This is a genomic window from Methylobacterium terrae (assembly GCF_003173755.1).
GTDB classification, from domain to species: Bacteria; Pseudomonadota; Alphaproteobacteria; order Rhizobiales; family Beijerinckiaceae; genus Methylobacterium; species Methylobacterium terrae.
In genome coordinates this window covers 3,622,672-3,636,332 of sequence record NZ_CP029553.1, presented here as the reverse complement: position 1 = coordinate 3,636,332, position 13,661 = coordinate 3,622,672, and the positions used below count along the sequence as shown (strand labels likewise).

Below are 13,661 nucleotides of genomic sequence, written 5' to 3'. Positions count from 1 at the left end.
TCAGGCGGGGCGCGGGCGCAGGTCCGGCGACAGCCAGGCCTCGGCGGCCCGCAGGGCGCCGATGATCACGAAGGTGAGGGCGAGGTAGAACGCCCCGGCGCAGAGGAAGACCTCCAGCGCCCGGAAGCTCTGGGCGATCAGCTTCTGGGCGAGGCCGGTGATCTCCATCAGGGTGATCGTGGAGGCGAGCGAGGTCGCCTTGACGACCGAGATCACCTCGTTACCGTAGGCCGGCAGGCCCTGGCGGGTGGCGAGCGGCAGGGTGACGCGGCGAAACAGCAGCCATCGCGGCATGCCGCAGGCCCGCCCCGCCACCAGCGCCCCGTGCGGCACCGAGAGGACCGCGCCGCGAAAGATCTCCGCCGTGTAGGCGCCGGTGTTGAGGGCGAGCGCGAGCAGCGCGCACCAGTACGGCTCGCGGAAGAAGGTCCACAGGCCCCAGGCCTGGAGGGTCGGCCGGAACTGGCCGAGCCCGTAATATATCAGGAAGATCTGCACCAGGAGCGGCGTGCCGCGGAACACGAAGACGTAGAGGCGGGCGAGCCAGTCCGCCGGGGCGAACCCGGAGAGCCGGCCCCAGGCCGCGAGCGCCGCCAGCACGCCCCCCAGCGCCACCGAGCCGGCGGTGAGGCTCAGGGTCAGCGGCAGCCCGCCGAGCAGCGTCCGGATCGTGGAGGCGAGGAAGTCGAGGTCGATCATCGCGGCATCTCGCTCATCGGGCGCCCCGGCGGGCATGGGCTTCGGCGCGGGAAAACCCCCAGGTCGAGAGCGAGGTGATGGCGAGGTAGAGGGCGGCGGCCGCGAGGTAGAAGGTGAAGGGCTGGCGCGTCGAGCCGGCACCGACCTGGGCCTGGCGCAGCAATTCGACGAGGCCGGTGACCGAGACCAGCGCCGAATCCTTGAGCAGGATCTGCCAGACGTTGCCGAGGCCGGGGAGCGCGTCGCGGGCCACGAGCGGCGCCACGACCCGGCGCAGGATCAGCCCGCGATGCATCCCGACGGCGCGCGCCGCCTCGATCTGCCCGCGGTCGAGGGCGAGGTAGGCACCGCGAAAGACCTCGGCCTGGTAGGCGCCCGAGATGATCCCGAGCGCCGCGACGCCGACCCCGAAGGCCGGCACGCCGACGAAGCCGGTCGCGCCGAACAGGCCCGCGACATGGCCCAAGGCCGCGCTGCCGCCGAAATACAGGAGGTAGATGACGAGCAGGTCCGGCACGCCGCGCAGGAGCGTGGTGTAGCCGTCGGCCAGCACCCGCAGGGGCGGGAGCCCGGAGAGCTTGGCGCTCGCGGCCAGGCCGCCGAGCACGGCCCCGACGAGGAAGCCGCACAGGGCGAGGGCCAGCGTGGTGCCGGCGGCGAGCAGCAGCGCGCCGCCCCAGCCGCCGGGCCCGAAGCCGAGAAGGGTGAAGGCGCTCACGCGGATCCGGTCCCCGTTCGGTCCCTGGTTCGGCTCTCGCCGATCAACCCTGCGGGGTCAGGTCGGCCTTGAACCACTTGAGCGAGAGCTTCTTCAGGGTGCCGTCGGCGACCACAGCGTCGATGCCCTCGTCGAGCCGCGCCTTCAGCTTCGCCTCGCCCTTGCGCAGGCCCATCGCGACGCCGCGGCCGAGGATGCCGCCGCGGAAGCGGGGACCGGCCAGCACCACGGTGTCGGCGAATTCCGGCTTCTCGGCGGTCGCCCGCAGGGGCGCGTCGTTGGCGAAGATCGCGTCGATGCGGCCGGCGGCGAGATCGAGGTCGTGCTGCTCGGTGGTCTTGTACTCGCGCACCTCGATGGTACCCTTGAGGTACTTGTCCATGAAGGCGGCGTGGATGGTTGAGACCTGGACGCCGACGGTCTTGCCCTTGAGGAGCGGCTTGATCGTATCCAGCGCCTTCTGCGCCTCGGCCTCGTCCGCCAGGCTGAACTTCTGGCCGCCCAGGGGGAGCTTCGCCAGCGGCCCGTTGCGGTCGACCGCGAAGCCCGAGGAATCGCCGCTATAGGGCTTGGTGAAGTCCACCACCTTCAGGCGCGCGTCGGTGATGGTCATGCCCGACATGATCGCGTCGAACTTCTTGGCGTTGAGGCCCGGCACCACGCCGTCCCAGTCCTGGGCCACGAACTCGCATTTGAGCTTGGCACGGGCGCAGATCTCGCGGCCGAGCTCGATCTCGTAGCCGTCGAGGGTGCCGTCGGGCTTGGTGAAGTTGTAGGGCGCGTAGGCGCCCTCGGTGGCGATCCTCACGGTCGCCGGCACCGCGTCGTCGGCCCGGGCCGCCCCGGCGGTGCCGAGGGCGAGCGAGAGGAGGAGGGCGAGAGCAGATCGGATTCTCATTGCGGCGTTGTCCCCCTTGAGCCGTTCCCGGCCTTCACGCGCCTAGCTGTCCCGCAAGGCGTGCCCCGACGCAAGCCTGCAGGCCGGGACGATGCGAGCGGCGTGCCAGGGGGGGCTCGGCGGTTTGCACTCACATCGAAGCGCTGCTATGGCGCCCCCGCGGGCAATTCTGCCCGAGGCGGGCGCTCAAGGCCCGAGGCGGCCCCCGGCCCGCCGGGAGTATCGGTCATGGCCCCGAGGGCAGAGGCGCGACGACGGATCGGCTGACCGACCCGTCCTGGATTCAACGCCTGCCCCGAGTGTGCCCGTGACCACGCTTCCCCTCGTCATCCGGCCCGAAACCTCGCGCGACGGCGACGCCATCGAGCGCCTGCACGAGCGCGCCTTCGGCCCCGGCCGCTACGCCCGCACCGCCTTTCGCCTGCGCGAGGGCGTGCCGCACCTGCCCAACCTCTCGTTCACGGCGCTCGTCGGCACCCTGCTCGTCGGCTCGGTGCGGGTCTCGCCGGCCCGGGCCGGCACGACGCCGCTCCTGGTGCTCGGGCCCCTCACGGTCGATCCGGCCTTCGGCAACCGCGGCATCGGCGGCGCCCTGATGCGCGCCTCCCTCGACGCCGCCCGCACCGGCGGCCACGGCGTCGTCATCCTGGTCGGCGACGCGCCGTACTACGCCCGGTTCGGCTTCTCCGTTCTGCCGCCGCGCAAGCTCACGCTGCCGGGCCCGGTCGATCCGGCGCGGTTCCTGGGCCTGGAACTGCGCGAGGGCGCGCTGGCGGAGGCGGTCGGGAGCGTGGTCGGCGGGGTGATCTGAGCGCCTGCTTGACCGCGGCGACTGCATCGTACGGGTCCCTTCCAGCCCGTTCACGACCCCATCCTGAGGTGCTGCGCAGCAGCCTCGAAGGCGGGCTCCGGATACCGCAGCGATTGCCGGAGGCCTCCTGCGAGGTCGGTCGATCTTCGATCGTGTGCGATCTGTGATCGCCGACACCTCGGGATGAGGCCGTGGATTGGATGAACTTGCCGGTCGGGACGAACAGGCCCTCGGGAGGCCGACGGCTGGCGACTCCGCGATGACAAGGAGGCGCGAGTCTCCTCTTCCACACGGAAAAGGAGACTCGCTCCGGGCTACTTGTCCTTCATCACCTGGCCGTCCGGTCCGACCTTCACTTCCTGCTCCTTGTCGGCCAGCGCCACCTTGATCTCGTAGGCGACCGCGGAACCCTCGCGCTCGACCTCGGCCTCGTAGGCCTTGCCGCCGCCGGCCTGCTTCTCGGCGATCGCCAGCGCGTCCTTCAGCGAGACCTTGGCGTTGTTGAAGTCGGCGACCTTCAGGCGGGTGAAGTAGCGCTCGATCGGCTGGTTCTCGCTCTTGTAGAGCTCGCCCGTGTCGGCGTTGATGCCGTACTCGACCAGCTTGCCGTCCGGGTACACGACCTTGATCGCCCAGTGGATCGGGTTCTTGCCGTCGGCCTTCTCGAAATCGGCGTCGATGGCGCGGCCCTTCTCGCCCTGCTGCTCGGCGGTCGTGATCGCCTGGGCGAGGCTGATCTTCGTGAGCTTGGCGGCCTGGAACTCCTTCATGTCCTTCATGTCGCCGGTGGCGGCGGGAGCCGTCACGGGCGCGGCCGGAGCCGTGCCGGGGGCGGTCGGCGCGGTCGGGGCGGTGGTCTGGGCGAGCGCCAGGCCGGTGGTCAGCGCGAGGGCGCCGGCGGTGGCGAGGAAGCGCGTCAGCATCGTGGTCTCCGAGGGTGCCTCTAAGGACACCGGAAACGCCGTTCCTCCGACTTGGTTGCCCGACGGGCACCTGCTCGCGGGGGAGGCAGGAGCCCACCCGGAACAGTGATACCCCCTACCAGTTAGCCAGGCTCCACGCCCCGCCCAGGAGCCTCGCCGATGACCGACTTCCCCAAACCCCCGTTCGCGCGCCAGAAGCCGATCCCGATGCCCGGCCGCGACGCCGACATGGATCCGCGGCCCGATTACGGCGAGACCCGCTACAAGGGCTCGGGGCGTCTCTCCGACCGCAAGGCGATCATCACGGGCGGCGACAGCGGCATCGGCAAGGCGGTGGCGCTCGCCTTCGCCCGCGAGGGCGCCGACGTGCTGATCGCCTATTACGACGAGCACGACGACGCCCGCGAGACCGCCAGGCTCATCGAATCGGCCGGCCGCAAGGCGGTCTTGGTGCCTGGCGACATCAAGGACGCAGGCCATTGCCGCGCCATCGTCGAGAAGGCGGTGGCGGCGTTCGGGCGCGTCGACGTGCTGGTCAACAACGCCGCCCACCAGGCCACCGTGCAGTCGATCGAGGAGATGAGCGACGAGGAGTGGGACGTCACGTTCCGCACCAACATCCACGCGATGTTCTACCTGACCAAGGCGGCGGTGCCGCACATGCGGCCGGGCTCGGCCATCATCAACACCACGTCGATCAACGCCGACACGCCGAGCCCGCAGCTGCTGGCCTACGCCACCACCAAGGGGGCGATCCAGAACTTCACCGGCGGCCTGGCGCAACTGCTCGCCGAGAAGGAGATCCGGGTGAACTGCGTCGCCCCCGGCCCGGTCTGGACCCCGCTGATCCCCTCGACCATGCCCGAGGAGAAGGTGCGCCAGTTCGGCTCCCAGGTGCCGATGAAGCGCCCCGGCCAGCCGGTCGAGCTCAGCCCCGTCTACGTCATGCTGGCGAGCGAGGAGGCGAGCTACGTCTCGGGCGCCACCGTGGCGGTGACCGGCGGCAAGCCGATGATCTGATGGCCGCTCCGGCCGCAGCCTGATAGACTGGCTCCCGCTCGGGACGGAGCGGGAGCGGACACGGGGAGAGACGATGGACCGCGACGAAGCCCTTGCTCATCTGAAGGCGATCGAGCCGGACTTGCGCGCACTCGGCGTCGGCAGCCTGTCCATCTACGGCTCCGTCGCCCGCGACGAGGCGAGGGCGGATTCGGATCTCGATATCCTGGTCGAGCCCGGTCACGACGCCTTCTACGACCTGCGCAACTACATGGGCGCCTACGAGCGGTTGGCGGCGGCCTTCCCGGGTCTTGCCATCGGCTACTCCACTCGCGCCGGGCTCTCGCGGCACATCCGTCCGCGCGTGGAACGCGAAGCCATCCGGGTGTTCTGATGGCGGCGAGCCGGAACCCGCTCCTGCGTCTGGAGCACATCCGAGACGAAATTCGGGCGCTCTCCGCAGCGACGGTCGGCGTTGCCCAAGCCGATTTTCTCGAGTCTTACGTCCTGCGACGCACGACCGAGCACGCGGTCCTGATTATCTCGGAAGCCGTTCGGGCCCTGCCGATCGAGCTGACGTCGCGGTCTCCGGGGCCGCCATGGGAGGACATTCGCGGGATTGGCAACATCCTGCGCCATGACTACTACGCGGTCGATCCCCGGGTGCTGTGGAACATCTTGACGACCCATCTCCCCGCACTGGCACCCGTGATCGACCGGATGATCGGCGAGATCGAAGACCAGGGCTGACGGCCCCGCCGTCACCCCCGATTCACGCCCCCGTCATTGCGCCGCCAGCGACACCCGGAACAGCGTGCGCCCGGTCTCGTCGCGCACGTTCATGGCGAGCACGGCACCGGCGGACCGGGCGAGGTCGAGGACGCAGCTGCGCAGCGCCTGGACGGCCTCGGCATGGGCGGCGCCGGCATCGTCGAGCACGACCCCGATCGCGTCGTGGGCATCCCAGGTTCCGGCATCGAGATCGAAGAAGTAGCGGTGCACGGTTCGTCCTCCCTGCTCGCCCCGATCTTGCCGGGCCGGCCGGCCCGCGCCTTGACGCAGGCTAAACCATGTGAGGCAAAGATCGGGCCGCCGTCGCGAACCGAATCGGCGCGGCTCTTGCGTCACCCTATCCCGCCTGCCGGGAGGGTCTCAAGCCGTGCGCTACACGTTAGGGTGTCATCTCGCCTACGAGGTCGAGGTCGAGACGGTCTTCATCTTCAACCTGGAGGTCGCCCGGCTCACGCGGCACCACGACCTGCGGGAGACGCTCCGTCTGACGCCGGATCTGCCCGTACGCCGGCACGTCGCGCCCGAGACCGGCAACCGCTACCTCGCCGTCACCGTGCCGCGCGGGTCATTCAGCCTCGACTACGAGGCTGAGGTGACCCTCGACCCGCACCGGGCCGACCCGGCCGGCATCGGCGAGACGCCGGTGAGGGACCTGCCCCTCGACATCCTGCCCTACCTGCTGCCGAGCCGCTTCGTCTCCTCCGACCGGCTCGCGCCCTTCGCGCAGGCCGAGTTCGGCGATGCCCCGGCCGGGTTCGAGCGGGTGAGCCGGATCTGCAACTGGATCCACGACCACATCGCCTATGTCCGCGGCGCCAGCGACGAGGAGACCACCGCCGACGAGACGCTGCTGAAGCGGGCAGGAGTGTGCCGCGATTTCGCGCATCTCGGCGCCGCCTTCTGCCGGGCGCTCGGCATCCCGGCCCGCTTCGTCAGCTGCTACGCCTACGGCCTGGTGCCGTGCGACTTCCACGCGGTGTTCGAGGCCTATCTCGACGGGCGCTGGTGGCTGTTCGACGCCACGCGGCAGGCCAACCTCGACGGGCTGGTCCGGATCGGCGTCGGGCGCGACGCGGCCGAGATCGCGTTCTCGACCCCGTTCGGCGCGATGACGCCGACCGGCATGGCGATCCGCATCGACCGGGCCGACGGCGCCCCGGAGGCCGGGGGCCGCACCGTCGCGGCGATCTCGACGGCGGAAGGGGCCTGACGCCGCGGACGGCGTGCGTTAGGTTTTCCCCGGAGGCCCCGCATGAGCTACCGTCACGTCGTCGGACCCCGGACCTTCGTCTTCTCCGACCTCGCCGAGCTGATGGCGAAGGCGAGCCCGCCCCGCTCCGGCGACCGGCTCGCCGGCCTGGCGGCGGAGAGCGCCGAGGAATGCGTCGCGGCGCGCTGGTGCCTCGCTGCGGTGCCGCTCTCGGAGATCCTGGCCCGTCCGCTGATCCCGTACGAGGCCGACGACGTCACCCGGCTGATCCTCGACACCCACGACGCGGCGGCCTTCGCGCGCGTCGGTCACCTGACGGTCGGCGATTTCCGCGAGTTCCTGCTCGCGGCCCCGTCCGAGACCCTGGCGGCGATCGCGCCGGGTGTGACGCCGGAGATCGCCGCCGCGGTGTCGAAGATCATGCGCAACCAGGACCTGATCCTGGTCGCCCGCAAGGCCCGGGTGGTCACGCGCCTGCGCAACACGATCGGGCTGCCGGGCACGCTCGCGGTGCGGCTCCAGCCCAACCACCCGAGCGACGATCCCGCCGGCATCGCCGCGGCGATCCTCGACGGGCTGGCCTACGGCTGCGGCGACGCCTGCATCGGCATCAACCCGGCCTCGGATTCGGTGCAGGGGCTCACCGGCCTGCTGCACCTGCTCGCCGAGATGATCGAGCGCTTCGCGATCCCGACGCAGGCCTGCGTGCTCACCCACGTGACCACGACGCTGGAGGCGATGAACCGCGGCGTGCCGGTCGACCTCGTGTTCCAGTCGATCGCGGGCACGCAAGCAGCCAACGCCTCGTTCGGGGTCACGCTGCCGCTCCTGCGCGAGGCGCACGAGGCGGCGCTGGCGCTCGGGCGCGGGACGCTCGGCGACAACGTGATGTATTTCGAGACCGGGCAGGGCTCGGCGCTCTCGGCGGACGCCCATCACGGCATCGACCAGCAGACGCTCGAGGCCCGGGCCTACGCGGTGGCCCGCGCCTTCCGGCCGCTCCTCGTCAACACCGTGGTGGGCTTCATCGGCCCGGAATACCTCTACGACGGCAAGGAGATCATCCGGGCCGGCCTGGAAGACCATTTCTGCGGCAAGCTGATGGGCGTGCCGCTCGGGGTCGACGTCTGCTACACCAACCACGCCGAGGCCGACCAGGACGACATGGACACGCTGCTGACGCTCCTCGGCGCCGCCGGCGTGACCTACGTCATGGGCGTGCCGGGCGCCGACGACGTGATGCTGAACTACCAGTCGACCTCGTTCCACGACCAGCTCTACCTGCGCGAGGTGATGGGGTTGCGGCGGGCGCCGGAATTCGCGGCGTGGCTCACGCGGATGGGCCTGACCGACGCCGACGGGACGCTCCTGCCGGGCAGTGGCGCGCCGCTCCTCGCGGGGCTCGCCGCGTGAGCCGGGCCGACGACCCCGCCGCGGACGATCCCGCCACGGACGATCCCGCCACGGCTTGGCGCCGCCTCGCCGCCCTGACCCCGGCCCGCATCGCGCTTGGGCGCGCCGGGTCCGGCCTGCCGACCCGCGAGGTGCTGCGCTTCGGCCTCGCCCACGCCCAGGCGCGCGACGCGGTGCACCTGCCCCTCGAGGCGGACGAGGTGCGGGCCGGCATCGCGGCCCTCGGCTTCGAGACCCTCCCGGCGGCCTCCGCGGCGCCCGACCGGACGACCTACCTGCGCCGGCCCGATCTCGGTCGCCGGCTCGACGAGGCCTCGACGGCGGCGCTCGCGGCGGCCGCCGGCGACCCGGTCGACCTCGCCCTCGTGGTGGCCGACGGCCTCTCGGCCCGGGCCGTCCACGAGGGCGCGGTGCCGCTGCTGGCGGCCCTGAAAGGCGCGCTCGCCGGATCCGGCTGGCGCCTCGCCCCGGTGGTGGTGGCGACGCAGGCGCGAGTGGCCCTCGGCGACGCGGTCGGGGCGCTTCTCGAGGCCCGCGCCGTCGCGGTGCTGATCGGCGAGCGGCCCGGCCTGTCCTCGCCCGACAGCCTCGGGATCTACCTCACCTTCGATCCGCGTCCGGGCCGTACCGACGCGGAGCGCAACTGCCTGTCGAACGTGCGGGCGGCGGGGCTCAAGCCGGACCTGGCGGCGTTCAAGCTGCACTGGCTGATCGACCAGGCGCTGACCCGGCGGCTGACGGGCGTGGCGCTGAAGGACGAGAGCGACCGGTTGCTGGCGGGGGCGGGAGGATCCAAGCCGATCGTCGGAGCTTCGCGCCCGTACCCTCCCCCCGCGGCGGGGGACGGTTCAGGCGCGCGCTGGAATCCCGAAGAAATCTAGAAGAACGACCTGACCAGCCCGCTCACCAGCAGGTTCCACCCGTCGATCAGGATGAAGAACAGCACCTTGAACGGCAGCGAGATCACCGTCGGCGGCAGCATCATCATGCCCATCGACATCACGATCGTCGAGACGATCATGTCGATGACGAGGAAGGGCAGGGCGATGAGGAAGCCGATCTCGAAGCCGCGGCGCAGTTCCGAGATCATGAAGGCCGGGATCAGGATGCGCAGGTCGATCTTCTCGCCGTCCTGTGGCTTCGGGAAGGTGCGGCTGGCGAGGTCCTGGAAGGTCTGGAGGTCCTTCGGGCGCACCTGGGCCGACATGAACTCGCGGAACGGGTCGGTGATCCGGGTGAAGGCCTCCTCCTCGCTGATCCGGTTCTCCTGGAGGGGCCGCACGCCCTCGCTCCAGGCCCGGTCGAAGGTCGGCGCCATGACGTAGAAGGTCATGAACAGCGACAGGCTGACGAGGAACAGGTTGGCGGGCGTGCTCTGGAGGCCGAGCCCCGAGCGCAGGAACGAGAACGCGACGGCGAAGCGCGTGAAGCTCGTCACCATCACGAGCAGGCCGGGCGCCAGCGACAGGACGGTCAGCAGGGCGACAAGTTGGAGGATGCGCCCGCTCGCCGCGCCGTTGCCGGGCGGCAGCAGCGCGTCGAGGCCCGGGATGCCGGTGACGGCGCCGGCCCCGCCGCCCGCGGCCTGCGCCAGGGCGGCGCCGGCGGGCAGGAGCACGAGGGCGGCCGTTCCGAGGACGAGGTTCGCGCGCCGGCTCACCGGGGCACCACTCACTGCAGCACCGCTCACTGGACCACCAGGGCCTCGACGATGACCTCGCGCACCGCACCCTTGGTCCGCAAGGCCACGCGCTCGTTCAGGTCCTCGCGCAGGTGCTGCAGGCCGCTCGCGCCCTCGATCTGCGCCGTCGAGAGGGTGCGCAGGTAGGCGATGATGTCGGCCTTGATCTCCGCCACGGTGATGTCCGGGGTCGGCAGGCTGCCGGTCTTGAACACCACCGAGGATTCGAGCCGGATCCAGGAATCGGCCGGCTCGGCGAGGTTCGTCACCACCGAGCCGACGCTGCGCAAGCTCAGATCGCCGGTGTAGTTCAGCACCTTGGCGGCCTTCTCGTGCTCCTGCGCCTCGCGGGTCTTCTGGTCGACCGCCTGCTCGACGCTCGTCATCAGGTACATCCCCAAGCCCGCGCCGGTGCCGACCGCCACCAGGGTGCAGAGGGCGAGCGCGCCGATCCAGGCTTTGCCGCCGCCCTTCTTCTCGTTCTTGTCCGCCATCGCGCGTCTCCGGTTCAGGGCCGTCAGAACGGCGCGACGGTCTCGAAGATCTGCTGGCCGAGGGTCGGGCCCTGCACGTCGGTCAGCCGGCCGCGGCCGCCGTAGGACACGCGGGCCTCGGCGATCTTGTCGTAGTCGATGGTGTTCTTGCGCGAGACGTCGCGCGGCCGCACGATGCCGGCGACGTTGAGCACCCGGACCTCGTTGTTGACCCGGATCTCCTGCGAGCCGCTGATCAGGAGGTTGCCGTTCGGCAGCACCTCGGTGACGACGGCGGCCACCGACAGGCTCAGGTTCTCCTTGCGGTCGATCGAGCCCTGGCCCTTGGTCTCGGTGCCGGAGCGGATGCCGGTATCGGCGGTGGCCGAATCCTTCAGGCCCGAGACGCCGTAGCCGAAATCGAAGCCGAGGCTCGACTTCTGGCTGCGCGAGCGGTCGCTGGCGTTGTCAAACTGCGCCTTGTCGTTGATCGAGATGCTGACGGTGAGCACGTCGCCGATGTTGCGGGCGCGGGGATCCTGGAACAGGTCGGCGCTCGCCGGCGACCAGGTCGAGTGGTAGCCGTGGCGGCTCTGGAGCGAGCCGAAGGTCGAGGGCAGGGCCTCGCGCGGGGCGGCGAGCCCGGTGCCGATCGGGGTCAGGACCGGCGGGCGGCCGAGCTCGTCGAGCCTGCTCTGGCAGCCGGCGAGGGACAGGCTCGAAACGGCCAGACCGAGGAGGCAGAGGGCCGGAAGCTGGCGGGTCATCACGATCTCTCGTTGTCCTTGCGGCGGCCGGCCTCGGCCATCTTGCGGGCCAGCGACGCGGCGCGGGAGGCCTCCATCTCGGCGAGCACCGCGCTCGCCGTGCGGGCGTTGAGCTTCACCAGGATCGCCGCGGCGTTGTCCTCGGGCATGTTGGTGAGCTGGAGCGCCGCGGCGTCGGCCCGCATCTTGGCGTAGACCGCCACGACGCTCTCGTCGGCCTTGGCCAGGAACTCCTTGCGGCGCTGGACCACCGCCTCGTACTCGGCGCGCTTCTCCTCGAGGCGGCGGATGCGCTCCTCGACCTGCTTCTCGAGCGCGGCGAGCTGCTCCTTCTGCCAGGCGAAGCGGGCATCGGCCGCCGCGTCCGCGATGGTGGCGCAGTACCCGGTCTTCGAGGGATCCCTGCCCGCCGCCCCGGCGGCGAAGTCCTGGGCGTTCGGCTCCTTGGGCGCGTCGCGGGCCGCGATGGCGCGCATCGCCGCGTCCTTGGCCGGGTCGCTCGCCGGCGCGCCGTGGCCGTCGCCGGCGGCGAGGGCCGGGCCGGCCAGGGCCAAAAGGACGGCGCTGAGGAGGATCCGGGTCATTGGACGACGAGCTCCGCCTGGAGGGCGCCGGCGGTCTTCACCGCCTGGAGGATCGCGATGATGTCGGTCGGCTTCAGCCCCACCTGGTTGAGGCCGCGCACCAGGGTCTGCAGGTCGGAGCCGCCGATCACCGCGAGCCGGCCCTGCTCCTCGCGGGCCGTGACCTCGGTGCGCGGCACCACCGTTGTCTGGCCGTTGGAGAAGGGTGCGGGCTGCGACACCTCCGGCGCCTCGGTGACCCGCACCGTGAGGTTGCCGTGGGTGACCGCCACCGTGGAGATCTGGACGTTGCGGCCGATCACCACCGTGCCGGTGCGCTGGTCGACCACGACCCGGGCCGGCACGTCGGGCTGGACCGTCAGGTCGCCGATCTCGGCGACGAGGCGGGTCATGATCATGTCGCGGGGGCGCTGGAGCACCACCGAGCGCTGGTCGCGGGGGCTGGCGATGCGGCGCCGGAAGCGGCCGATGGCGTAGGCGTTGATGGCGTCGGCCACCATCGTGGCGGTCTTGAAGTCGGGGTTCTTCAACTCGAAGACCAGCTCGGGCAGGTCGCGGAAGGCGCCCGGCACCTCGCGCTCGATGAGCGCGCCGTTGGGGATGCGCCCGGCGGTCGGCACGCCTTGCGTCAGCTGCTCGGCCTGGCCTTGAGCCGAGAAGCCCGAGACCGCGAGCGGCCCCTGCGCGGCCGCGTAGACGTTGCCGTCGCCCCCCGAGAGCGGGGTCATCAGCAGGGTGCCGCCGCGCAGGGACGTCGCGTCGCCGAGGGAGGTGACCGTCACGTCGATGCGCGAGCCGGCGCCGACGTAAGGAGGCAGGTCCGCCGTCACCATCACGGCGGCGACGTTGCGGGTGCGCAGGCGCGCGTCGCGCACGTTGATGCCCATCCGGTCGAGCATCGATTGCAGCGACTGCTCGGTGAACTGGGCGTTGCGCAGGGTGTCGCCGGTCCCCTGCAGGCCGGTCACGAGGCCGTAGCCGACGATCTGGTTGTCGCGCACGCCCTTGAGGCTCGCGAGGTCCTTGATCCGGGTGTAGCCGCCGGTGGCGATCACCGGCGCGGCGGCCCGCGTGGGCAAGGCCGGCACCAGGGCGACCGCCAGGGCGAGAGCGACGCGGAGGGCGGCGCGCATCAGAAGCCGCCGATCTTGACGCGGCCGTCGGCCATCACGGTGCCGAGCACGATGCGGTTGGTGTCGGTGTTGCGCACCCGGATGGTCTCGCCGAGGCCGCCGTTCTGCAGCGGCGCCCCGACCGCCGTGATGACGAGGCCGTTCTCCTCGAACACCATCTGGGTCGGCGTGCCGCGGCTGACGAGGCGGGGATCGTCGACGGCGTTGACCGGCACCGGCTCGCCCGGCAGCAGCATCCGGCGCGCGACCCGCCCGGCGATGGCGAGCGGCGCGTCGATCACCGCGGCCCGCGCCCGGTAGGTCGTCGGGTAGGCCTGGAGCCGCAGCATCGACTCCTTGATCGTGTCGCCCGGATAGATCGTCACGGTCGGCACCGGCAGCATCATCTCGTCCGCCGCCAGGGCGGGCGCCGGGGGCGCCACGCCGAGGGCGGCCGGCACGCCGAGGAGTGCCAGGAGAAGGAGGACGCGCGGGAGGAGGGAGCGACGGGGGAGGGAACGCCGGGGGAGGGAACGCATGGGGGTGTCGCGCCGGGAGGAGGGGCGCCGCCGGGGCCCGGC

The 13,661-nt window shown here is 71.4% G+C and carries 18 protein-coding genes; 7 read left to right on the top strand and 11 right to left on the bottom strand.

From position 1 onward, the window contains the following. The 3 genes from DK419_RS16720 to DK419_RS16710 are packed head-to-tail and all read right to left on the bottom strand — an operon-like array spanning position 1 to position 2,315. Positions 1-699 (bottom strand): ABC transporter permease, encoded by a 699-nt coding sequence (locus DK419_RS16720; protein WP_109960076.1) that lies wholly within the window; start codon positions 697-699, stop codon positions 1-3. Positions 700-712: 13 nt separating this feature from the next. Further along, positions 713-1,417, bottom strand: coding sequence for an ABC transporter permease (locus tag DK419_RS16715; RefSeq protein WP_109960075.1), 705 nt, complete (start codon positions 1,415-1,417; stop codon positions 713-715). Between the two features lie 43 nt (positions 1,418-1,460). Then, a complete protein-coding gene (locus tag DK419_RS16710; RefSeq protein ID WP_109960074.1) occupies positions 1,461-2,315 on the bottom strand; it encodes a transporter substrate-binding domain-containing protein in 855 nt (284 codons plus the stop codon). A gap of 307 nt (positions 2,316-2,622) precedes the next feature. Between DK419_RS16710 and DK419_RS16705 the strand changes: the two genes are divergently transcribed. Next, positions 2,623-3,126, top strand: coding sequence for a GNAT family N-acetyltransferase (locus DK419_RS16705; RefSeq protein WP_109960073.1), 504 nt, complete (start codon positions 2,623-2,625; stop codon positions 3,124-3,126). Between the two features lie 314 nt (positions 3,127-3,440). Here DK419_RS16705 and DK419_RS16700 read toward each other — a convergent pair whose 3' ends face one another. Continuing rightward, on the bottom strand, positions 3,441-4,049 hold the full coding sequence (locus DK419_RS16700) for a PepSY domain-containing protein (protein WP_109960072.1): 609 nt from the start codon (positions 4,047-4,049) through the stop codon (positions 3,441-3,443). A 159-nt stretch (positions 4,050-4,208) separates the two neighbouring features. Between DK419_RS16700 and DK419_RS16695 the strand changes: the two genes are divergently transcribed. The 3 genes from DK419_RS16695 (at position 4,209) to DK419_RS16685 (ending at position 5,798) form a co-directional block, all read left to right on the top strand. Continuing rightward, entirely contained in the window at positions 4,209-5,069 is an 861-nt protein-coding gene (locus DK419_RS16695; protein ID WP_109960071.1) for an SDR family oxidoreductase, read from the top strand. Between the two features lie 73 nt (positions 5,070-5,142). Next, entirely contained in the window at positions 5,143-5,442 is a 300-nt protein-coding gene (locus DK419_RS16690; protein ID WP_109960070.1) for a nucleotidyltransferase family protein, read from the top strand. Next, a complete protein-coding gene (locus DK419_RS16685; protein WP_109960069.1) occupies positions 5,442-5,798 on the top strand; it encodes a HepT-like ribonuclease domain-containing protein in 357 nt (118 codons plus the stop codon). Before DK419_RS16690 ends, DK419_RS16685 begins: the two co-directional genes overlap by 1 nt. A 33-nt stretch (positions 5,799-5,831) precedes the next feature. Here DK419_RS16685 and DK419_RS16680 read toward each other — a convergent pair whose 3' ends face one another. Beyond that, positions 5,832-6,050 carry a DUF6894 family protein gene (locus DK419_RS16680; protein WP_109960068.1) on the bottom strand — a complete coding sequence of 73 codons (219 nt, stop codon included), beginning with the start codon at positions 6,048-6,050 and terminating at the stop codon, positions 5,832-5,834. Between the two features lie 157 nt (positions 6,051-6,207). Here DK419_RS16680 and DK419_RS16675 point away from each other — a divergent pair, with 157 nt between their 5' ends. The 3 genes from DK419_RS16675 to eutC are packed head-to-tail and all read left to right on the top strand — an operon-like array spanning position 6,208 to position 9,344. Then, complete coding sequence (locus DK419_RS16675; protein WP_109960067.1) at positions 6,208-7,050, top strand: transglutaminase-like domain-containing protein; 843 nt, start codon at positions 6,208-6,210, stop codon at positions 7,048-7,050. Between the two features lie 42 nt (positions 7,051-7,092). Further along, positions 7,093-8,463: an ethanolamine ammonia-lyase subunit EutB gene (locus tag DK419_RS16670; protein WP_109960066.1), complete on the top strand. Its 1,371-nt coding sequence runs from the start codon at positions 7,093-7,095 to the stop codon at positions 8,461-8,463. After that, entirely contained in the window at positions 8,460-9,344 is an 885-nt protein-coding gene (gene eutC, locus DK419_RS16665; RefSeq protein WP_109960065.1) for an ethanolamine ammonia-lyase subunit EutC, read from the top strand. The genes DK419_RS16670 and eutC overlap by 4 nt, the downstream gene beginning before the upstream one ends. Here eutC and fliP read toward each other — a convergent pair. From fliP to flgA, 6 genes are read right to left on the bottom strand one after another with little or no spacing between them, the layout of a single operon-like run. Further along, entirely contained in the window at positions 9,341-10,123 is a 783-nt protein-coding gene (gene fliP / locus DK419_RS16660) for a flagellar type III secretion system pore protein FliP (RefSeq protein WP_162561285.1), read from the bottom strand. The genes eutC and fliP overlap by 4 nt on opposite strands. Before the next feature lie 26 nt (positions 10,124-10,149). Next, positions 10,150-10,638, bottom strand: coding sequence for a flagellar basal body-associated FliL family protein (locus DK419_RS16655; RefSeq protein ID WP_109960064.1), 489 nt, complete (start codon positions 10,636-10,638; stop codon positions 10,150-10,152). 23 nt (positions 10,639-10,661) lie between these two features. Further along, positions 10,662-11,384, bottom strand: a complete 723-nt coding sequence (gene flgH, locus DK419_RS16650; RefSeq protein WP_109960063.1) for a flagellar basal body L-ring protein FlgH — start codon at positions 11,382-11,384, stop codon at positions 10,662-10,664. Continuing rightward, positions 11,384-11,968 carry a MotE family protein gene (locus DK419_RS16645; protein ID WP_109960062.1) on the bottom strand — a complete coding sequence of 195 codons (585 nt, stop codon included), beginning with the start codon at positions 11,966-11,968 and terminating at the stop codon, positions 11,384-11,386. Before DK419_RS16645 ends, flgH begins: the two co-directional genes overlap by 1 nt. Further along, positions 11,965-13,101, bottom strand: a complete 1,137-nt coding sequence (flgI, locus tag DK419_RS16640; RefSeq protein ID WP_109960061.1) for a flagellar basal body P-ring protein FlgI — start codon at positions 13,099-13,101, stop codon at positions 11,965-11,967. Before flgI ends, DK419_RS16645 begins: the two co-directional genes overlap by 4 nt. Next, positions 13,101-13,487: a flagellar basal body P-ring formation chaperone FlgA gene (gene flgA, locus DK419_RS16635; RefSeq protein WP_245443028.1), complete on the bottom strand. Its 387-nt coding sequence runs from the start codon at positions 13,485-13,487 to the stop codon at positions 13,101-13,103. Before flgA ends, flgI begins: the two co-directional genes overlap by 1 nt. Positions 13,488-13,661: the final 174 nt, after the last annotated feature.